This is a genomic window from Nocardioides humi, from assembly GCF_006494775.1.
In the GTDB taxonomy this organism is placed as follows: Bacteria; Actinomycetota; Actinomycetes; order Propionibacteriales; family Nocardioidaceae; genus Nocardioides; species Nocardioides humi.
Map to the genome: position 1 here is coordinate 2,035,643 of NZ_CP041146.1, position 20,198 is coordinate 2,055,840.

The 20,198-nt window shown below is 69.7% G+C and carries 17 protein-coding genes, 4 pseudogenes and 1 other annotated feature; of the genes and pseudogenes, 6 read left to right on the forward strand and 15 right to left on the reverse strand.

Annotation, left to right across the window (positions count from 1 at the left end):
* Positions 1 to 3 precede the first annotated feature (3 nt).
* The 3 genes and pseudogenes from FIV44_RS33130 to FIV44_RS10130 all read right to left on the reverse strand — a co-directional run bounded on the left by FIV44_RS33130 (position 4) and on the right by FIV44_RS10130 (position 7,018).
* Complete coding sequence (locus FIV44_RS33130; RefSeq protein WP_281285859.1) at positions 4 to 765, reverse strand: carboxyl transferase domain-containing protein; 762 nt, start codon at positions 763 to 765, stop codon at positions 4 to 6.
* Positions 735 to 5,498, reverse strand: a pseudogene (locus FIV44_RS10125) (ATP-binding protein); the annotation flags it as partial. The gene FIV44_RS33130 and the pseudogene FIV44_RS10125, both read right to left, overlap by 31 nt.
* A 329-nt stretch (positions 5,499 to 5,827) precedes the next feature.
* Positions 5,828 to 7,018, reverse strand: coding sequence for a saccharopine dehydrogenase family protein (locus FIV44_RS10130; RefSeq protein WP_141004335.1), 1,191 nt, complete (start codon positions 7,016 to 7,018; stop codon positions 5,828 to 5,830).
* Between the two features lie 92 nt (positions 7,019 to 7,110).
* On the opposite strand from FIV44_RS10130, the gene FIV44_RS10135 reads away from it, so the two are divergent.
* The 3 genes from FIV44_RS10135 (at position 7,111) to FIV44_RS10150 (ending at position 9,588) form a co-directional block, all read left to right on the forward strand.
* Positions 7,111 to 7,629 (forward strand): SigE family RNA polymerase sigma factor, encoded by a 519-nt coding sequence (locus FIV44_RS10135; RefSeq protein ID WP_141004336.1) that lies wholly within the window; start codon positions 7,111 to 7,113, stop codon positions 7,627 to 7,629.
* A gap of 331 nt (positions 7,630 to 7,960) precedes the next feature.
* The gene (locus tag FIV44_RS10145; protein WP_181411090.1) at positions 7,961 to 9,397 is read left to right on the forward strand and encodes a beta-propeller domain-containing protein; all 1,437 of its coding nucleotides are present in this window, start codon (positions 7,961 to 7,963) and stop codon (positions 9,395 to 9,397) included.
* Entirely contained in the window at positions 9,391 to 9,588 is a 198-nt protein-coding gene (locus FIV44_RS10150; RefSeq protein ID WP_141004339.1) for a hypothetical protein, read from the forward strand. The genes FIV44_RS10145 and FIV44_RS10150 overlap by 7 nt, the downstream gene beginning before the upstream one ends.
* Positions 9,589 to 9,624: 36 nt before the next feature.
* Here the strand turns inward: FIV44_RS10150 and FIV44_RS30380 are convergent, their stop codons facing one another.
* Positions 9,625 to 9,927 (reverse strand): hypothetical protein, encoded by a 303-nt coding sequence (locus tag FIV44_RS30380; RefSeq protein ID WP_181411091.1) that lies wholly within the window; start codon positions 9,925 to 9,927, stop codon positions 9,625 to 9,627.
* Positions 9,928 to 10,076: 149 nt separating this feature from the next.
* Between FIV44_RS30380 and FIV44_RS10155 the strand changes: the two are divergent.
* Positions 10,077 to 10,344: pseudogene (locus FIV44_RS10155) on the forward strand (transposase); the annotation flags it as partial.
* A 407-nt stretch (positions 10,345 to 10,751) separates the two neighbouring features.
* Here FIV44_RS10155 and FIV44_RS10160 read toward each other — a convergent pair.
* Entirely contained in the window at positions 10,752 to 11,615 is an 864-nt protein-coding gene (locus FIV44_RS10160; RefSeq protein WP_141004340.1) for a polymorphic toxin-type HINT domain-containing protein, read from the reverse strand.
* Positions 11,616 to 11,681: 66 nt separating this feature from the next.
* Between FIV44_RS10160 and FIV44_RS32050 the strand changes: the two are divergent.
* A pseudogene (locus tag FIV44_RS32050) lies at positions 11,682 to 12,413 on the forward strand (transposase family protein); the annotation flags it as partial.
* Positions 11,951 to 12,085 (forward strand) — a sequence feature (AL1L pseudoknot). Its footprint overlaps the pseudogene before it by 135 nt.
* Positions 12,414 to 12,436: 23 nt before the next feature.
* Here the strand turns inward: FIV44_RS32050 and FIV44_RS10170 are convergent.
* A complete protein-coding gene (locus tag FIV44_RS10170) occupies positions 12,437 to 12,808 on the reverse strand; it encodes a hypothetical protein (RefSeq protein WP_141004342.1) in 372 nt (123 codons plus the stop codon).
* On the reverse strand, positions 12,805 to 14,121 hold the full coding sequence (locus FIV44_RS10175; RefSeq protein WP_141004343.1) for an RHS repeat-associated core domain-containing protein: 1,317 nt from the start codon (positions 14,119 to 14,121) through the stop codon (positions 12,805 to 12,807). Before FIV44_RS10175 ends, FIV44_RS10170 begins: the two co-directional genes overlap by 4 nt.
* Positions 14,122 to 14,184: 63 nt before the next feature.
* On the opposite strand from FIV44_RS10175, the pseudogene FIV44_RS10180 reads away from it, so the two are divergent.
* Positions 14,185 to 15,626: pseudogene (locus FIV44_RS10180) on the forward strand (IS256 family transposase).
* Between the two features lie 53 nt (positions 15,627 to 15,679).
* Here the strand turns inward: FIV44_RS10180 and FIV44_RS10185 are convergent.
* The 8 genes from FIV44_RS10185 to FIV44_RS10220 form a co-directional block, all read right to left on the reverse strand.
* Positions 15,680 to 15,883 (reverse strand): hypothetical protein, encoded by a 204-nt coding sequence (locus FIV44_RS10185; protein WP_141004344.1) that lies wholly within the window; start codon positions 15,881 to 15,883, stop codon positions 15,680 to 15,682.
* 140 nt (positions 15,884 to 16,023) lie between these two features.
* A complete protein-coding gene (locus FIV44_RS33990; protein ID WP_141004345.1) occupies positions 16,024 to 16,377 on the reverse strand; it encodes a transposase in 354 nt (117 codons plus the stop codon).
* 444 nt (positions 16,378 to 16,821) lie between these two features.
* The gene (locus tag FIV44_RS10200) at positions 16,822 to 17,340 is read right to left on the reverse strand and encodes a hypothetical protein (protein ID WP_141004346.1); all 519 of its coding nucleotides are present in this window, start codon (positions 17,338 to 17,340) and stop codon (positions 16,822 to 16,824) included.
* A 29-nt stretch (positions 17,341 to 17,369) separates the two neighbouring features.
* Positions 17,370 to 17,720 carry a hypothetical protein gene (locus FIV44_RS10205; protein WP_141004347.1) on the reverse strand — a complete coding sequence of 117 codons (351 nt, stop codon included), beginning with the start codon at positions 17,718 to 17,720 and terminating at the stop codon, positions 17,370 to 17,372.
* A 388-nt stretch (positions 17,721 to 18,108) separates the two neighbouring features.
* Complete coding sequence (locus tag FIV44_RS10210) at positions 18,109 to 18,660, reverse strand: RNA 2'-phosphotransferase (RefSeq protein ID WP_219996382.1); 552 nt, start codon at positions 18,658 to 18,660, stop codon at positions 18,109 to 18,111.
* Positions 18,657 to 19,058, reverse strand: a complete 402-nt coding sequence (locus FIV44_RS31255) for a hypothetical protein (protein ID WP_219996383.1) — start codon at positions 19,056 to 19,058, stop codon at positions 18,657 to 18,659. The genes FIV44_RS10210 and FIV44_RS31255 overlap by 4 nt, the downstream gene beginning before the upstream one ends.
* Positions 19,055 to 19,657, reverse strand: coding sequence for a hypothetical protein (locus FIV44_RS10215; protein WP_141004349.1), 603 nt, complete (start codon positions 19,655 to 19,657; stop codon positions 19,055 to 19,057). Before FIV44_RS10215 ends, FIV44_RS31255 begins: the two co-directional genes overlap by 4 nt.
* Before the next feature lie 29 nt (positions 19,658 to 19,686).
* Positions 19,687 to 20,037 carry a hypothetical protein gene (locus FIV44_RS10220; protein WP_141004347.1) on the reverse strand — a complete coding sequence of 117 codons (351 nt, stop codon included), beginning with the start codon at positions 20,035 to 20,037 and terminating at the stop codon, positions 19,687 to 19,689.
* Positions 20,038 to 20,198 lie beyond the last annotated feature (161 nt).

Genomic DNA, 20,198 nt, shown 5'->3' on the forward strand with positions numbered 1-20,198 from the left:
GGCTCAGCCGCGGCCGAGCCCCTTCTCGATCGCCTCGACCACCTTCGGCCGCAGGTCCCGGGCCGCGATCACCTCGTCGACCGAGCCGACCTCGACGGCGCGGTGGATGTCGTGCACGCCGTCGAACTCGGCGGCCACCTCGGCGATCTTGTCCGCGCGCAGCTGGGCGCGGAGTTCGGCGAGCTCGACCACGAGCGCGCCCCGCTCGCCGTCGTCGCCGGCAAGGGCGTCGATCCGCTCCTCCAGGGCCGCGACCCGGGGGTCCGCGGCGGCGCGCTTGGCGACCTCGGCGGCGAACACGACGGCGGCCGCGGGGGCACCGCCGAGCACCGAGGCGTAGGAGCCCTCGATGGCGAGCACGGTCATCGCCGGGTTCAGGCGCTTGGAGAAGACCACGAACGCGCCGCCGTGGTAGCGCGAGATCACGCAGAACACGATCGGGCCCTCGAAGTTGACGATCGCGCGGCCGATCTCGGCGCCGTACTCCAGCTGCAGGTTGCGCATCGACTCCGGCGAGCCGTCGAAGCCCGACAGGTTGGCGAGGACGACGAGCGGGCGGTTGCCGGAGGCGGCGTTGATCGCGCGGGCGACCTTCTTCGACGAGCGCGGGAACAGGGTGCCCGCGGTGTAGGTGTCCGGGCCGTCGGTGGCGGGAAGCCCGCGCGCGGGACCGGCTTGGACTCGATGCCGACCAGGCTGACCGGGTAGCCGCCGATCCGGGTGTCGACGACGACGGCGGTGTCGGCGTCGGCCATGCCGGCCCAGCGCTCGAGCATCGCGTGGTCGGCGTCGGCCAGCGCCCGCATCACGGTGCGGATGTCGAAGGGCCGCTTGCGGTCGGGGTTGTGCTCCGCGGAGAAGATCTCGCCGACGGTGGCGAAGTCGCCCTCGTGCGGGTACGACGTCACGTCGCGCGAGACCGGGTCGGTCGTGGGCGCGCGCCGCGGCCCGGTCTCCCCGGGTACGACATAGGTGTGGTCGTAGTGCGCCATCAGCACGCCGAACGCGCCGGCCAGGTCGGGCACCCAGTACTGCGCCTGGCCGTTCGGGCCCATCACCCGGTCGTAGCCGCCGATGCCGTGGTTGTCCTCGGCCGAGACGCCGCCGGAGAAGTCCAGGGACTGCTTGCCGGTCAGCACCATCGCGCTGTCCGGCGTCATCACCAGGATGCCCTTGGTGTGCATCAGCATCGTGGCCTCGGCGTTCCAGTACGGCTGGGCGCCGACGTTGATCCCGGCGACGACGATGTTGATCTCGCCGCCGTCCTGGGTGAACTGGACGATCCGGCGCAGCGCCTCGGCCACCCAGTCCATGTTCTCGGTGCCGCTCTCCATCGAGATCCGGGCACCGGCCGAGACCGCGAACCACTCGACCGGCACGCCCATCGACGCGGCGAGGTCGATCGCCGCGATCACCCGCGCGCACTCGGGCTCCGACAGGGCGCCGAGGGACTTCAGCGGGTCGCCGCACAGGACCACGCGGGTGATGCCCTCGGGGTGCAGCGCGGTCGGGGTGCTGACGACGGCGACGATCATGCCGGCGGTGTTCTGGCCGGGTGCCCGGTCGACGGGCACGAGGGTCCCGGACGCGTCCAGGTCGTGCTCGACCACGGTGCCGCCGCCCGCGAGCACCGGCTGGAGCTCGTAGGGGTAGACCAGGCCCCGGCGGCGGGCGCGGAGCACCTTGCCGGCGTACTCGTCCAGCGGAGCCAGCGGCTCGGTCGGCGGCTCGACGATGTCGGCGACCACCCCGGCGCCGGGCTTGGCGTGGAACCGGATGGCGAGCGGCGTCGGGGTGCCGTCGGGACCGGCCACCCGGCCCTCGGCGAGCACCTCCTCGATCCCGGCGCCCTCGCTGAGCGGCGTGATCTTGCCCTGCAACGCGGTGAGCTGGTCGAGGTCGGCCTCGACGACGGGCCACACGGTCACCCAGACGTGGTTGACGTCGAGCTTGGTGCCCTCGCGGCCGCGGGCGGTGCGCACTCGCCGGATCGCCTCGAGGCAGTTCTCGACGGCGCGCTCGGCGTGCGGGAGGGCGATCACCCGCCCCTCGTCATCGCGTACGACGGCGAGCTGGCGCACCTGCGCGGCCGCCACCAGTCGCCGGTCGGCCGGGTTGGCGCGGGCCACACACTCGTAGAGGAGCACGTCCTCGGGGGCGGCGAGCCGGGTCACGTCGAACTCCGAGAGGCGTCCCAGGTTGAGCCGGCGGCCCACCATCGGGTGCATGCCGCGGACCAGGGTGTCCTCGACCAGGGTCCCGCCCTCCGCCTGGGGATCGGGGCGGAAGGTGAAGTAGTCGACCGGCTGCGGTGCGGCCGGGCAGACGGCGACCGAGACCCGGCGGGCGCGGGCGGCGAAATCCTGCCCGGCGAGCAGCTTGGCGACCTCGGCCGAGGCCAGGTCGGGGTCGGCGGGGGCGTCCGGCCAGCGCAGGTAGATCTCGACGACGTCGTCGTGGTCGGCGGTGAGGGCCGACCCGATCGCCGTACCGAGGGGGCTGTCGGGGTCGGCGAGCTCGGTCACGTCGCCGATGGTCGACACGACGCGGGTCGCGCCCTTCTCGTCGGTGGCGTACTCCGCGTGCACGACCGGGCGGCCGGCGTGCTCGTCGGGACCGGTGACGGTCAGGTCGTGGAGGTCGTACTCCAGGTAGTGCCGGCGGATCAGCACCTCCAGCAGCGGCTCCCGGACCGGCGGTCCCTCGATCAGCCGGTCGCGGAGGAAGCCGACCAGCTGCTCGGGGATCGCGGTGAGAGCGGCGATCCGGGCGTCGCGATCGGGGGCGTCCGCGTCCTCCAGGGCGGCGACCTCGGCGGCCACGCCCTCGAGGACCGCCCGCCGCTCGTCGTCGACGAGCGGCTGGTCGAACCAGCCGAACCGGATGGACCGGGCCAGGTCGCCGACCACCGCGAACCGCAGCTGGGTGGCGCGCACCATCCGCTCCAGCAGCGCCCGGGCGGCGGCCCGCTCCTCCGCCGGGGGCGGCGGGGCGCTCAGCCACCGCTGCAGGACGCCCACCGCGATCTCGACGTCGGAGGGGTGCTGCTGGGCCAGGAACACCCGGAACACCGCCCGCTCCAGCTCCGGGGTGCGGTCCAGGTCGGTGACGCCGTAGTGCGCGAGGACTCGGAGCAGCTTGTCGCGGAAGTGGTCGGGGAGGGCGCCCCGGTCGGGGTCGAGGCTGCGCAGGTAGGTGTGGAAGTACTCCCGCGAGCTGTGCACGCGCAGCTCGGCATGCGGCTCGTCACCGCCGGGGCGGTTGCGGCTGAGCTCGGCGAAGTCGGTGAACAGCGAGAGCAGGTCCATCTCGGCGCGCAGGGTGTCCGCCGGCTCGCGGTCGTCGCGACCGGTGAGATAGGTCGCGAGCAGCGCGGAGCGCTGGTCCGGCTCGACGTCGTATCCCAGCAGCTGGCTGCTGAGGGCGGCCAGCGCCTCGGCGGCCCGCCCCGGCCCCGCGACGGGCGCGGGGGTCGGCAGGGGCTCCGGGAGGTCGAGGTCGCCGTACCGGCCCGCGCCGGCCTGCTCCTCGTCGGCGTCGCCGGTGGGCTCGAGGCGCACCAGCGGCGCGCCCGTCTCGACCTGGCTCCCGACCCGGACCAGCAGCTCCTTGACCCGGCCGGTGAACGGCGCGGTGAGCGCGGTCTCCATCTTCATCGACTCCAGCACCAGCACCGGGTGCCCGGCGACCACCTCGTCGCCGACCGCGAGCGGGGTGGAGACGACGAGCGCCGGCGCGGGCGAGCGGACCATGCCGCCCTCGTCGCGGCTGATCCGGTGCATGACGTCGTCGACCTCGACCAGGTGGACCGGGCCGTGGCTGGAGGTCACCAGCCGGAACCGGTGGCCGTCGACGGTGAGCCGGCCGTGCACCTCGTCGATCCGGTCCAGGGTCGCGGTGACGGTGCGCTCGTCGGCGCCGGCGGCCACCGTGACCTGGTAGCGCGCGGGTCCGGTCTGCCGGACGGTCAGGGCGTACGTCGCGCCGCGCAGCTTGAGCTCGATCGTGCGGGCCGGGTCGTGCTGCACCTGCGGCCGGCCGCCCTGGGCGGTCTGCAGCAGACGCGCGATCTCGGCGCGCTCCTCCTCGTCGTACGCCTCGATGGCGGCGGCGACCAGCGCCACGCCGGAGTGGCGGGCGGCCTGCAGCCGGCCCTCGCCGCGCACCCGGTCGATCCACCCGGTGTCGGCCCAGGCGGGCGTGCCGGCGGTGACCTCGGGCTGGTCGAGGAGGTCGAGGATGAAGCTCTTGTTGGTGGCGCCGCCGTCGATGACGACCGTGGTCTCGCCCATCGCGCGGCGCAGCCGGGCCAGTGCCTGGTCGCGGTCGGCGCCCCAGGCGATCACCTTGGCGATCATCGAGTCGAAGTCGGCCGGGATGGTGTCGCCCTCGGCGACGCCGGTGTCGACCCGGATGCCCGGGCCGGCGGGGAACTCCAGGCGGCTGATCCGGCCCGGCGCGGGCGCGAAGTCGCGGTCGGGGTCCTCGGCGTTGAGCCGGGCCTCGACGGCGTGGCCGCGCTCGCTGGGGCGGTCCCCCGTCAGCGGGATGCCGCGGGCGACCTGGATCTGCAGGGCGACGAGGTCGGTGCCGGTCACCTCCTCGGTGATCGGGTGCTCGACCTGGAGCCGGGTGTTGACCTCGAGGAACGCGAAGGTCCGCTCGCCCGGGTGGTAGAGGAACTCGACGGTGCCCGCGCCGGCGTACCCGACCGCGTTGGCGAGCCGCTCGGCGGACGCCTTGAGCTCGTCGGTCTGCTCGTCGGTCAGCAGAGGGGAGGCGGACTCCTCGATCACCTTCTGGTTGCGCCGCTGCACCGAGCAGTCGCGGACGCCGATCGCCCAGGCGGTGCCCTGCCCGTCGGCGATCACCTGGACCTCGACGTGGCGGGCGTCGGTGACCAGCTTCTCCAGGAACACCACGCCGCTGCCGAACGCGCGCTCGGCCTCGTCGCGGGTGCGCTGGTAGGCCTCGGCGAGCTCGTCGCCGGAGGCGACCTTGCGGATGCCGCGCCCGCCGCCGCCGGCGGTGGCCTTGAGCATCAGCGGGTACCCGATCTCCTCGGCGCTGGCGAGCGCCTCCTCGAGGGTGTCGACGCCACCGCGGCTCCACGGCGCCACCGGGACGCCGACCTCCTCGGCGATCAGCTTCGAGCCGATCTTGTCGCCGAGCTTGCGCATCGCGTCCGCGCTCGGGCCGATGAAGGTGACGCCGAGCCGGTCGCACAGCTCGGCGAACGCCGGGTCCTCGGCCACGAAGCCCCAGCCGACCCAGGCCGCGTCCGCCTGGGTCCGGGTGAGAGCGAGCTCGAGCGCGGCCAGGTCGAGGTACGGACGGTCGGCCGCCGCTCCCAGCAGGTAGGCCTCGTCGGCCTCGCGGACGAACGTCGCCCCCGCGTCGACGTCGGTGTAGAGCGCGACGGTGCGGATCCCCCCGCTCTGCCCCGTCTCCGGCGTGCGCCGGGCGTTGAGGTCGCGGACCGCGTGGATCAGGCGCATCGCCGCTTCACCACGGTTGACGATGGCGATTCGAGAGACCGGAGGCACGATCCCGACCCTTCCACCCCGACCCGGGCTCGTGACAGTGGAGAACCCACAGGCTTGGCACGGATTCGTTGTGGGCTCCGTCCAGCCGGTGGATCGGCGCTCGGCGCTCGGGCGCTGTAACACGTTGTCCACCTGCCTACCCGCCCCATGTCGTCGCTGGACACGGCGTGTCGCCGGCGTGTCGCGACGACACCGGGCTGCTAGAGGGGTGGACAACGTGTTACAGCGCCCACCCGCCCCGAGCCAGCCCCACCCCCAGGCCCCTCCGAGCGGGCTCGGCCTCAGCGGCGCTCGAAGGCGATGCCCGCCCGCTGCAGCCGGGCGAGCAGCGCATCGCCCATCGCGGTGGCGGTGGTGACCTGCCCGGCGACGTTCGGGTTGTCGTCGAGGGCGAGGCACAGCGCGGACTCGGCCAGCATCTTGGCGGTCTCGGTGTAGCCCGGGTCGCCGCCGGAGACCCGGGTACGGACCGTCGTCCCGGCGGTCTCGGCGACGAAGTCGACGGTGAACCACGACTTCTCCCGCCGAGCCGGCGACGGCCCCTCCCCCTGCGGGACCCGCTTCAGCAGGGCGTTGCGCAGCGGCGGGACCTGCGCGGCCAGGGTCAGGCCCGTGACGCCGACGGCGCCGCCGGCGGCGTACCGCAGGGTCTTGGTGCCCGCGTAGTGGGAGTAGCTGAACGCCGGACCGTACGACGCCAGGTGGGCGCCGCTGCGCGCGACGACGAACGGGTCGATCGTGGGCAGCGGCAGCAGCCAGTAGCCCAGGTCGTGGTCGCGGCGGGGCCGGCCCGCGACGGCCCGGGAGCGACGGTCCTCGGGACGCGGCTCCATCCGGCGCCGCGCGCTCGACGCCTCCTTCATCTGCCGGGCCCGGGAGAACGCGGTGAGGGCGGAGTGGAAGGTGCCGCCGGAGAAGCCGGCCCTGGTGCGGACGACGCCGCGCATGGTCACCGGGGTGGTGATCTCCCCGCCGACCTCCGCCGCCAGCTCCTGGATGGTGAAGTACGCGCCGAGGTCGTGGGGGATCGAGTCGAAGCCGCAGGAGTGGACCAGCCGGGCGCCGGAGCCCTCGGCCGCCGCGTTGTGCTCGACGTAGGTCCGGTCGACGAACTCGGGCTCGCCGGTGAGGTCGACGTAGTCGGTGCCGGCGTTGGCGCACGCGGCGACGAGCGGGCCGCCGTGCTCGACGTACGGGCCGACCGTCGTGGCCACGACCTTGGTCGTCGCCACCACCTCGGCCAGCGCGTCGGCGTCCTCGGCGTCGGCGACGAGCAGCGGCAGGTCCGCGAGGCTCTCGTCCGACGCGGCGAGGTGGTCGCGGACGGCGGCGAGCCGCTGCTCGCTGCGCCCCGCGAGCGCCCAGCGCAGGCCGGCCGGCGCGTGGGCGGCGAGGTAGTCGGCGGTGAGTCCCCCGGTGAAGCCGGTGGCTCCGAACAGGACGACGTCGTACGGGCGCGCGCTGTCTGCCATGACCCCACTCTTCCATCCGCCTCCATCCGTTGAGAAGCCGATGGAACCCTCCCGGCCCCTCGCTCCGTCGTAGGTCCAGAACAGGAGGGCACGTGGAACCCGACACCGAGACGGCGTACGCCGAGTACGTCCGGCGGAGCTGGCCGTCGCTGGTCCGTGCCGCGGTCTTCCTCGGCGCCCGGCCGCACGAGGCCGAGGACCTGGCCCAGACGACGCTCGTGCGCTGCTACACCGGCTGGAGCCGGGTCAGCAGCGCGGAGAACCGCGACGCCTACGTCTACCGGATGCTGCTCAACTGCCTGCGCGACGTCCGGCGCACCCGCTGGTGGAAGGACCGGCAGTACGACGTGCCGGTGGACGGGTCGCGGACGGCGGAGCCCGACGCGTCCGACCGGGTGGCCGTCGCGGACGCCGTCCACCGGGCGCTCGGCGGCCTGTCCAAGCCCAACCGGGAGGTCGTCGTGCTGCGGTACTTCGTGCAGCTGAGCGAGCGGCAGACCGCCGAGGTGCTCGGCGTCCCCGCCGGGACCGTGAAGAGCCGGCTCTCCCGCGCACTCGCCCACCTCGCCGCCGACGACCATCTCCTCGACCTCTCCGGAGGCCCCCAGTGACCGATCTCGAACGCCTCTGGGAGGACTACCCCACCGGCCCCGCGCCGGTCGGTGCGATCCTCACCGCCGCCGCGCCTGCCCGCGGGCCGCGCCGGCGGCTCGTCGTACGCCCGCTGCTGACGGCGGCCGCGGTCACCTCCCTGGCCGGCGCCTTCGTGGCCGGCGTCCTGGTCGGCGGGTCCGGCGGCTCCGGCGGCCCGTCGGCGACCGGTCCCGCCGGACCCGAGCGGCTGCCCCGGCACGTCGCGTTCCAGGCCGACCTCGAGCCGGCGGAGTCCTGCGACGACCTCCTCGCGGCGTACGTCGAACGCGGCCTGGACATCGTCGGCGCGTGGGCTGGGGCGGTGGGCCGGTCGTGTACGACCAGGCCGACACGGCGAACCGCGTCTCCGGCGAGGCCGCGGCCGCCGACCGGAGCCCGCGGACCGAGCGCCAGGTCAGCAGCGAGACCGGCACCAACGTCCAGGAGGCCGGCGTCGACGAGCCCGACACGGTGAAGACCGACGGCAGGCTGATGGTCGTCGAGCGGCACGACCGCCTCGACGTGTACGACGTGACCGGCTCCGCCACCGAGAAGGTCTCCTCCGTACGGCTGCCCGGCGTCCGCGACGCCGAGCTCCTCCTGACCGGGGACACCGTGGTCGCCGTCGGCTCGGACCGGGGCGCACGCCCGGAGCGCCCCGGCACCCGGGTGCTGACCGTGTCGCTGGCCGACCCGACCGCGCCGGAGGTCACCGACGACGTCCGGTACGACGCCGGGCAGGTCTCGGTGCGCCAGCACGGCGCCGACGTACGGCTGGTCCTCGCCAGCGGCCTGCCCGACCTGGACTTCGTCGAGCCGCACGGGAAGCGGAGCCCGGAGGAGGCGCTGGAGCACAACCGCGCGGCCGTCGAGGACTCGACCCTCGAGGACTGGCTGCCGACCATCGCCGTCGGCGACGACGGGCCCGAGCAGCTCCTCGACTGCCGCGACGTGGCGATCCCCACGGACGACCTCGCGCTCGGCACCACCAGCGTGGTCGGCTTCGACGCCGCCGAGCCCGGCAGCGTGGACGCGATCGGGCTGGCGGGGCGGGCCGACATCGCCTACGAGTCCGCCGACCACCTGTACCTCGCCTCGTCCGGCGCCGGCTCGATGTGGCGGTGCGTCGACTGGTGCGACGTCGGCGCACCGGCGGGCGGCTCGTCGTACCTCTTCGACTTCGCGCTCGACGGCACCCGCGCCACCCATGTCGCCTCCGGCGAGGTCGAGGGGGCGATCCGCGACCGCTGGTCGCTGGACGAGGCCGGCGGCGTGCTCCGGGTCGCCGTCGGTCCGACCAGCGAGACCGGCAACTTCAACTCGGTGCTGACCCTGGAGCGCCGGGGCCAGGACCTGGTCGAGCGCGGCCGGCTCGACGGGCTCGGCCGCAACGAGGAGATCCGGTCGGTGCGCTGGTTCGACGACCTCGCGATCATCGTGACCTTCCGCCGCGTGGACCCGCTGTACGCCGTCGACCTCACCGACACCACGACCCCGCGGCTGCTCGGCGAGCTGAAGATCCCCGGCTTCTCCTCCTACCTCCACCCGCTCGGCCGCGCCCGGCTGATCGGCGTCGGCGAGGGCCCGGGCCCGGACGGCTGGGGCGCCCAGGTCGGGCTGTTCGACGTCCGCGACACCAGCGCCGTCACCCGTCTCGACGTCCTCTCCTACGGCCGGCGCACCGCACCCCTCGCCGGCGCCGACCCCGCGCCTTCACCTGGCTCCCCGATCACCGCACCGTGCTGACGGTCGTCGAGAAGCAGGGCAGCCGCCGGGTCGGGTACCTCTCCGTGCTCAAGCTCGCCGGCGGCGCGCTGCACGAGCGCCGGGTCAAGGTCGAGTACGGCGACGACGTCGGCCGGGTCCGCGTCGTACCTCTTCCGGACGGGCGGGTCGTGCTGGTGACGGGCGAGGACGCGCAGTTCTTCGAGCTGTGAGGACGCCGTGCCCGGTCAGGTCAGGGCTGGACGCTGTCAGACGCACTCCCGGGCGATCTCGTCCGCGACCTCGCGCAGCACCTCGACATCCCGGTCGGTGTGCGGCGCAGGCGGCAGACCACGCTCGACATCCGCCTTCGCCTCGTCGGACAGGTCCGACTCCAACAGCACCCGAACCCGGCACTCCGCCTGCTCCGTCTCCAGCGGCACACCCAGCGGACCGTCCGACGCCGTGTACGGCGACGCCGCCGCCGACACCTCAGCCGGATCCGCCCCACCACATCCCGACAGGACCAGCACCGCCGCCAACGCCAGCCCAGTCACTGCTCTCCGCGTCATACGCATTCCCCTCCCACAGCGGCCGCCCGACCGCGTCCTCGCCGCGGCGGATGAACCCGCGGACGGCAGGGCTGAGTTGATGCAACACCGGACGACCGCGCGGGTCAACAGACTCCACATGAAGCGGCATCAAACCCGGGGCGATTCAGATCGAGTCGGTCAGCACCGGTGTGCCGAGATCGCTGGTCGAGGTCACCAGACTGGGCCGGACGTTGAAACGTTGAAGAAGCGCGCCGCCGACGTGCTCGCCTACTTCGACCGCCCCGGCACATCCAACGGACCCACCGAAGCCCTCAACGGCCGCCTCGAACGCCTCCGCGGCAGTGCTCTTGGGTTCCGCAACCTGACCAACTACATCGCCAGAAGCCTGCTCGAAACCGGCGGCTTCAGACCCAACTACACCCTCGATTGGGATGAGCCCCTTTCCGGGACCCTGATTATCCACTCACGCCCTCAACCTCAGGACGTGTCCACCATCATATTCACCAATGGAATTGAACTCCAGGGTAAACTTTCCCTGCAAGTTTCCAGAAGCCCCGCAAATATAGCGGTACCCAGGACTCGTCCAGTACAACTCATCAAGACTCTCAATAATCGACCTGATAGGAGCAACGATCCCCCCGATGCAGAGTCGATGAATGCCAGAGCAAGATCACATCGCCCAATCCGCGCCCTTTCCAGCGACAGATCCGGCCGACGGAGATCGACTTCTATGCCGTCCAACTGCGTCCAGTCAAGGTGCATACCAGCCCACGGGAGTGATTCGAGTTGAGCGATGAAGTCAACCAGATTCTCGGCGGAGACTACCTCCGCGCCGTTCGACGCTACCCAGTCGAGAAGGTGTTGTTGCACAGGCCACTCTCCTTATCTCGGGAAATGAGAGAGCGGCTATAGAAGTCATCCCTCGTTCCACCTTCTACAATATTCGCGCCATACTTCCAAGAGTCGCGTTTCCGCCCACCAGTGCGATCCCACCAGTTCACGTGGAATCCCTTTTTCTCATCCCAGTCGATTCTCCATCCACGAAGTCCGTCCTGGCTCTGACGGCCGGTTACCCTGCCCTTGAAAGGACCGATCTGCTGCACGAAGTCAACGGAGTCGTCGCCTAGGCCCGCCGACTTTCGAGCGTCGGTACGCGCTGCGTTCAAGCTGCCATACCTCCGCGTGGTCTCACCACAGACATTGTGGACGAGGATTTCGTTGTCGCCGACGTGGTAGGTGTGGATCCCTTCGACGCTGAGGTTGTAGGCGAGCGCTTGACGGGTCGACTTCAGTGCCAGTCCCATGACATCGAGCACCCGGCCATCAGCGGCCAAGACCCGCTCCCCTGGACCAAGGTTGTCGGCCCTCTCGAACCGCTGGTCGGTGACCGACCAGAAGGGGTGGTCCTCGGTAGTGGCGATGACCTCCCCATCAATGACCAGGTCCAGGACGGTGTCGTGGTGGACGAAGACCTGCTCGATCCGTTTGGCTACTTGCTCTCCGGTCTCGGGGTCGGTCGCGACGACCTTGTCACCGACTCCGACGTCCTTGATCGGTTTGTGGGTGCCGTCGGCCATGAGAACCGTTGTCGAGCCGACGAAGGAACAGGACATCGCCGCGGACTTGAAGAGCTTGACCTTCGACGACCAGCTTGTCAGAGCACGCCCAGTGATTCCGCTGTCCAACATGGTGCTGCCGAGCGCCACGGCGAACGCGATGTGAAGCGCCCCAGGTTTGATGCCGCATCCTTTTGAGTTGGAAGGATGCGAACCATGCCGAAGAAGATCGATCCCGCGGTCAAGGAGCGGTGCGTGCGGCAGGTGCTGGAGCACCTGTCGGAGTGCCCGTCGCTGACTGCGGCCGCCGAGTCCGTCGCACGCCGCGAGGGGCTCGGGAAGGAGACCGTGCGTCGCTGGGTCGTGCAGGCCCAGATCGACGGCGGGCAGCGCCAGGGCGCCACGTCGGAGGAGCTGGCTGAGATCAAGGAGCTCAAGGCCAAGGTCCGGCGGCTCGAGGACGATAACGAGATCCTGCGCAGGGCCTCGATTTTCTTCGCGGGGGAACTCGACCCCCGCAATCGCTGATCGTCGCGTTCATCGACGAGCTGCGGGCCAAGAGCCACGCGGTCGAGTCGATCTGCCGAGTCCTGCGCGAGCAGGGCTGCCAGATCGCCGCGCGGACCTACCGCGACTGGGCACAGAACCACCGCCCGGTCACAGCCAGGACGATCACCGACGCACAGGTCACTAATCAGGTCCGTGACCTGGCCTGGACGATCGATAACGAAGGGATGCGAAGGATGACACCCGAAGGGCTCTACGGGCGTCGGAAGATGACCGCGTTGGTGCAGCGCACCAGCCCGGAAGCATCGCCCGGATCGGTGGACCGGGCGATGAGATCGCTGTCCCTGCAAGGGATTCGGCGATCGAAGGGGATCCGGACCACCATCCCGGCCAAGGACGGCAAGCGGGCTGGTGACCTTCCTCGATCGGGACTTCACCGCCGAAGCTTCAGCCGTCCCATCGGATCACCCAATGACCACGTCGACCATCGTCGCTTCAGAGACTTCGTCGGCGAAAAGTCTCAGGCGCAGCGAGCCAGGCGGCGCCGGGACATCGACAGCCGAGCCACCCGTTGCATCGGACACGCGTAGGCTCCCACAGGTGACCTGGAGGGCACCTTCGAAGACCATCTGCCCAGTACCAGGCTCCGCGTCAAGGACGCGGACGGCTACCGATCCTTCGTCCGCGTGGCGTACTCGGACGACCAAGGCGGAGTGGGCAGCAGTGACCATGTCCTCGGGGCTGGCCCAATCAGGAATCTGCTCGGTGGAACGAGCGTCCGTGACGAGAAGGACACCCCAGGGGAAGTCGGCGTTGAGCTCAGCGAGCACGGTCATAGCAGGCCCCTTCTGATGAGGTTGATGATCCATAGACCTTGAGCGTTGCTGCAGGTCTGGCAGTGCGGGTACAAGACCTGAGGGCCGCCGCCAGCCATGCGCGAGGGAGGCTGATGGTCGCCGATCCAATTCCCGCTCTTGGTGCCTGGCGTCGTCGCGCCGCAGGAATGGCATCCGTACGCGTCGCCGATCGGGTTCAGAGCGTCACGCTCACTCTGGGTGATCTTACCCGGGGCGCTCGAAGGCACCGAATCGCGCGCCCACGGACCCGGCTTCAGGAGGTCGTCGCCTACCGCAGGTGTCTTTGCGGCTCGTTCTAGGCCGGCCAGGTCGTCGGCGATCTTGGCGCCATGGGCGACCTTGCCGAGGCCGAACGGAACGGCGTAGAGCGCAACATCCACGCCGAGCGCGCCGCAGGAGGAGAGTTCGCGCTTTCCGAAGCAGCCGGTGATCTCGTGCCAGGCGTTCTTGGCCATCTGGATACCGATGTCCAACAGCGTCGCGTCGCTCTCACAGTGCTCCCCGAACACCTGGCAGTAAGCCAGTTCCACGGCCTCGTAGCCCTCGACGCTGCCCGCACCACCTGCGAATGACCTGAACCAGTTCTCGTAGGCCAGTCGGGCCGCTTCTTCCGGGCTGGCCCCTTCGGCCCTGGCGCCGTAGATGACGTTCGCGAAGGCTTCCTTATTCTGGAAGTCAGCCAGCGGCGCCCCATCTGCTATATAGCCCTCCGGTGGGACCCACTGCGGCGGAGAGGCCGCCTTGATGTTGGTGTAGTGGCCCTTGGCGTCGACATTGAAGGAGCAGTCCTCGCCGTTGCATGCCGGCCGGTGCCCGTCGGGGTCGGTCATGTTGAGCGGGTTGCCGTTGACGTAGACATAAGTGTTCGCGGTCAACGGGTCGACACCGACCGACAGATCGGTCGACGGACTGGCGACCCGGTAGGTGTCGGGGGTGGTGAACGCGCCGGTGTCGGGGTCGTAGGTCCGGGTACCCATCTGATAGGTCCCCGTCGATCCGTCACGGATCAGACCCCGGTACCAGGCAGCGTTACCGGTGGTCGTGACCTGGGTACCGTTGGCGCAGATCTTGTTGCTGTTCGTGACCGTGCTCGGCTCATACGGGTTGCCGTAGGGGTCGTAGACCACCCCACAACCCAAGACACCGGCACCACCACTCGGGCCCGTGGTGGGGGCGGTGGTGACGGCGGTGACATTGCCGTGACCGTCGGTGTCGAGGAACGCTCTCCCGGGCGAGGCGTTGAGTTGCTCGTAGGCCATCTGGTTCCCACCCGCGTCGAGCTGGTAGAGCACCGGGGGTGTCAGATGTTCTGTGTAGGGGGTCGGTCCTGAGGAAGGACCATCATGACCGACACGATGTCCGCTGTGACGGACGAGGCCACCGGGACAGACGTGAACGACAGACCCGCTTCCAAGCGGCCGAGCCGGCTGGCTGAGCGACGCGCGATCCGCGCCGGGTCGCCGGCCCGGGCGGCGGTGAGTGAGTTGGCCGAGTCGGGCGCGCTGGACGGGTTGTTCGCCAAGATCGACGGCGGCGAGCTCGACCTGACCGGTGACGGCGGGTTCGTCACCGAGTTGATCAAGGCCAGCCTCGAGCGCGGGCTGGCCGTCGAGCTCACCGACCACCTGGGCTACGAGAAGGGCGACCCGGACGCAGCGGCGTTCCCCAACGCCCGCAACGGCACGACCCCGAAGACGCTGGCGACCCAGGCCGGCGACGTCGACCTGGCCGTGCCGCGCGATCGCGACGGCACCTTCACCCCGCGGCTGGTCCCCAAGGGCGTGCGCCGCCTGGGTGGCCTCGACGACATGATCATCAGCCTGTACGCGGGCGGGATGACCGTCAGGGACATCGCCGACCACCTCGAGGCCACCCTGGGCACCGAGCTGTCCCACGAGACGATCAGCAACGTCACCGACGCGGTGTGCGAGGAGATCCTCACCTGGCAGGCCCGACCGCTCGATGCGCTGTACCCGGTGATCTACCTCGACGCGATCATCGTCAAGGTCCGCGACGGCGCGCACGTGCGGAACAAGTCCGCCCATATCGCCGCCCATATCGCCGCCCATATCGCCGTCGGTGTCGACATGGACGGCACCAAGCACGTGCTGGGGATCTGGCTGCAGCACACCGAGGGCGCGAAGTTCTGGGCCGGGGTCTGCGCCGATCTTGCCAACCGCGGGATCCGCGACGTGCTGATCGTGTGCTGCGACGGCCTCACCGGCCTGCCCGACGCGATCGAGGCGACCTGGCCGGCAGCGACCGTGCAGACCTGCACCGTGCACCTGATCCGCGCCTCGATGCGCTTCGTCTCCTACAGCGACCGCAAGGGGGTCGCCGCGGCCCTCAAACCGATCTACACGGCCGTGTCCGCGGCGGCGGCCGAGGAGGCGCTCGACGCCTTCGCGGCCGGGCAGTGGGGCGCCAAGTACCCCACGCGGTCGCGACCTGGCGCTCGGCGTGGGAGCGGTTCATCCCGTTCCTGGCGTTCCCGCCCGAGCTGCGGCGGGTGATCTACACGACCAACAGCATCGAGTCGCTGAACTACCAGCTGCGCAAGGTCACCAAGAACCGCGGCCACTTTCCCAACGACGACGCGGTCACCAAGCTGCTGTGGCTGGCGATCTGCAACATCGAGGACAAACGAGCCCGCGAGCGGGCCAAGGAGAAGGGACGCCCCGCGGCCGAGCGCAAGGCCGCACCCCGCCTGGTCGAAGGACTCGTCGTCACGAACTGGAAACAGGCCCTCGCCCAACTCGCCATCGCCTACCCCGACCGCATCAACCCCCACCTGTAACCACTAGAAATCGACCAGAGAGACCGATCCCTTACACAGAAAAGTTGACACGCTCAGAGCACCTCCGGCTTGCTCAACGCACCGTTGACCGCGTCGTACTGACCCACCACCGTGGCCGACAGCCCGTCGTAGACATTCTTGGTCGTGCCGCTCTCATCGACATCCCCGGGCAGATCGCCGGACGGGGTGGGGTCATCAACCGTGATCGCGCGTTGCCGGTCGAGCCCGTCGTAGGTATAGGAGGTGGTCTTCCACATCACCCGGACACAGCCGGATTGCCGGCGAAACAGGTCATCCCAGCGGGGCGGGATCCAAGAAGACGGCACTGATGGGTACGAACTCCGATCGCCATGAAGCCAGTTGGGCGCGAACCGTCGGTTCGTCATCCTCAACGTAGTCAGGGATCCGGTCGAGCCCCGGCACATCGCCTACAAAAACTCGCTGTGGACTTCAGAATCGAGTTCGCCCGCCGCAGCTCGCGGTTCTCACGCTCCAGCTCCGCGATCCGCACAGCATCGGCCGTGGTCGTGCCCGGCGCCACCCCCGCATCGACCTCGGCCTGCTTGACCCACGTCCGCAACGCCTCCGGATGCACCCCGAGCTGATCCCCGATCCGCTTGTAGACCCCGGTCCTCGTCGCCGGATCCCGCCGAGCCTCCATGGCCATCCTCGTGGCCCGCTCCCTCAACTCAGCCGGGTACTTACGCTGCGCTGCCATCTGCTCCATTCCTCCAGGTTTCGATGTCTCCATCAAACCCGGTGCGCTTCAGCGGCGATGTGTTGTGGTGGACCGACGGGGGCTCGACCGTGTGGTTGATGGCCCCGACGCGAGTTTCAGCAACACCAGCCATCGTCGCGGACACTGTCGTGATGCCGAGGATCGCCGCCAAGGCGGCGATCAAAGCCCACGGGACAGGGCTATGCGCACGCGCCGGACCCGGGACTGTCACAGTCGATCCAACTCATTGCCGGAGGAATCAAACACGATGTAGTCACCGGGGAAAGGAACCCAGACTGCGATGCCGTTCGGCCAGGCAACGATCTCGACCTCAGCGACAGCGCTAACGGGAAGTTCCAGTGTCACCCAGTCCCCCCGTCAAGAACGAAGGACGTGCCAATCGGCTCGAAGCCAATCTCCGACTGCGCACCGAGCGCAACGGAGATTTTGAGCGTCGTCCGGTCCTGCTCCGTTCGGCTACTCCCAAGCATCGATGATCTCCTGAGCTAATCGAACCCTTATGGGTGCGGTCGACCCGCCACGCCCTGCGTCGGCGGCTGCCTGGTAGAAATCACGCAGCTTGATGGCATCGGATCGGCTGGCCAGTCCTCGAAGGACTTCTGGGCTCCGGGTCCCGAGAAGGCTCTCCGGGTTGCCGTGGGCCCAGATCGGCCCCCCGACCTCCTGCAAGGTTCCGCCCGCGAGCTTCGGGACTTCAACGAGTTTAGGCGCTGTGTTTGCGGCAACACCGGTAGCCACCACAACTACGACCCGCGACGGCTCTTCTCCTAGCCGCTGACCTGCAGCAATACGTTCGGGCGGCCCGACGAGCGGCTCGGCCACAACGCTGGAAGCCCGGACGCGAGTTTCGGCCGTGCCGTCGGTAGCGGCCGACGACGTGGCGGCAAGACCGATGATGGCCAGGACCGCGACGATGACGGCTAGGAAGGGCAAGACCCAGCGCGGTGTCGTCCGCTGCCGGATTGAAGCACTCATGGGGTCAGTCTCGCAGCGCTGGCGGCTGGTCAGCGGTAGCGGCGTGGTGGTGGTCCGGTGATCGCGTTGAAGAGGTCCTCGATCGCCCGCACGGCCGGCGCCCACTCGTTGTTGTCGAGCAGCTCCTTGTTCCGAGCCATCCCGGCCAGGTGCTGAACGATCAGGGTGCACGCCCGCGGGGACTGCGCGACCCGGAACTGACAGGTCCCGATGTCGTGTCCTTTGTCCACGATCGTCTCGTGGCGCTCCACGACCACTCGGTCGACGACCTTCACGATCGTCGCGTCGGGCTTCCGTGCACGCCGCTTCTCATAGGCGGCCTTGCGGCACGCCGGCGCGCAGTAGACGCGGCGTCGGCCGGTTGACTTCCCGACCGGCATCGGACCGCCGCAGTGCTGACACTCACCGACCGATTGATAGCTCCGTGTGATCGCCATGGTCGCTCCCGAGGACCTCGAACTGGTGATCTTCCATGGTGCGCTCGTTTCGTCACCGACGGATGACGCCACGCCCGCCGATCACGTCAGTGCAAAGGGTGTGTGGCAGTCCTCGTCCGCAGCGACGTGAGCCACCTCGACCTGCTCGTCCAGGTGCTCGTCGACGACGACGTCGCGCTGCACGTTCGAACGCGGCCCCAAGGACGAATCCCTGCGGCTCCACCTCGCCGCGCTCGACCAACTCGACCCCGACGAACGCGCCGGCATCCGCGCCCTCATCGAAGGCGCCCTCCTGCGCCACCAAGCCCGACGCCTCGCACAGACGAGCTGACTACTCCACGAGCTTGATAAACCCAGCGGGAACGCTGTCGGTGAGCCACACCAGCTCATTGCCTTCGTAGAAACAGGCCCCTGCCGCAGCAGCTCCGGCGGCATCGATCAGCAGGAGGACCGGGCTGGCACTCTTGCGTCGCCCCACCATCAGAGCGGTCTCGCGGTCCACCGACAGATGCACGAACTGGCGTCGCATGGGCGCCAGTCCCTCGGCCTGAATCACGGCCCAGGTCTCCGGCGCCGTCCCGTGGAACAGCCGCGCTGGCGGCGTCGCCACACGCCGCCGGATGCGTCCGGGCACCGAGTGCCCATAGAGCGCCCGGATTCGGTCGCCGTCGAGCTCGTGACGACGCTTCGTAGCCGTCGCGAGCATCCGCTCCAGCGCGTCGCGGTCAACCGATCCCCAGGCGCCGCCCTTCTCGCGCAGCGACGCGAGCAGCTGGTCGACCGGGGCCCAGCCTTCCTCGTCCAACTCCAACTCGTAGAGCCACGGCGCGTGGCGCAGAGCCTGAGAGACGGCCCGACTTAGATCGACGCCGCTCAACGTCACGAAGCAGGTTCCTCCGGCAGCCACTCGACGTCCTCCGCCGCAACCTCGTAGGCGCCTGCGCCGTCGAGGTAGATCAGGAAGTGTCGGATCTTCCAATGGCCCCAGGTCTCGCTCGGCTCGGCAGCCAGCAGCTCGCCGATCCACTCGGACTGGTCGACCTCGACGAGGGTGTCGTAGGCGTCTTCGATGTGCCATGGCGTGCAGTGCCCCTCGGCCCGGAACCGATAGGAACGCACCCTCCGGAACCGAAGCCCGCCCGCGTACATCGACCCGTTCCGCTCGTAGGTGCACCGCAGCTCGGCGTCGCCGCCGGGATGAGTGAACACCACGTTCTCGGTGTAAGCAGACGGTGACGGCGAGAGTGGTCCGATCACCCGCTTGGTGGCAGTCGAGTTCACGGCAGCTCCGTCCCGTAGCTCGTCAGCCCGTTGCGCGTGAGCTGCCCCGTGAGCCGAGCCTCGTAGGCAGCCTGGCCGGTCCGGTCGATCACGTTCCACGACGACCGTGGGATGCCCGCTCTGATGAGCGCTTGGGACGAGCGCGTGTTGAGGATCAGCGAGTTACCGCCGCGCGCGATGACATCGATCGGGACGTCCTTCGGAGACAACGCCCCCGACCTCAACGCGCCAGCGACATCGTCGATGCTCTGGCCAGCGAAACGCCCGCCACTGCTGAACATCTCGCTGTACGACTTCTGCGCGAAGCGCGCGCCCGCGATGTCCACCCTGGTCGCGGCGTTTGCGGCAACACCGGTAGCCACCACAACTACGACCCGCGACGGCTCTTCTCCTAGCCGCTGACCTGCAGCAATACGTTCGGGCGGCCCGACGAGCGGCTCGGCCACAACGCTGGAAGCCCGGACGCGAGTTTCGGCCGTGCCGTCGGTAGCGGCCGACGACGTGGCGGCAAGACCGATGATGGCCAGGACCGCGACGATGACGGCTAGGAAGGGCAAGACCCAGCGCGGTGTCGTCCGCTGCCGGATTGAAGCACTCATGGGGTCAGTCTCGCAGCGCTGGCGGCTGGTCAGCGGTAGCGGCGTGGTGGTGGTCCGGTGATCGCGTTGAAGAGGTCCTCGATCGCCCGCACGGCCGGCGCCCACTCGTTGTTGTCGAGCAGCTCCTTGTTCCGAGCCATCCCGGCCAGGTGCTGAACGATCAGGGTGCACGCCCGCGGGGACTGCGCGACCCGGAACTGACAGGTCCCGATGTCGTGTCCTTTGTCCACGATCGTCTCGTGGCGCTCCACGACCACTCGGTCGACGACCTTCACGATCGTCGCGTCGGGCTTCCGTGCACGCCGCTTCTCATAGGCGGCCTTGCGGCACGCCGGCGCGCAGTAGACGCGGCGTCGGCCGGTTGACTTCCCGACCGGCATCGGACCGCCGCAGTGCTGACACTCACCGACCGATTGATAGCTCCGTGTGATCGCCATGGTCGCTCCCGAGGACCTCGAACTGGTGATCTTCCATGGTGCGCTCGTTTCGTCACCGACGGATGACGCCACGCCCGCCGATCACGTCAGTGCAAAGGGTGTGT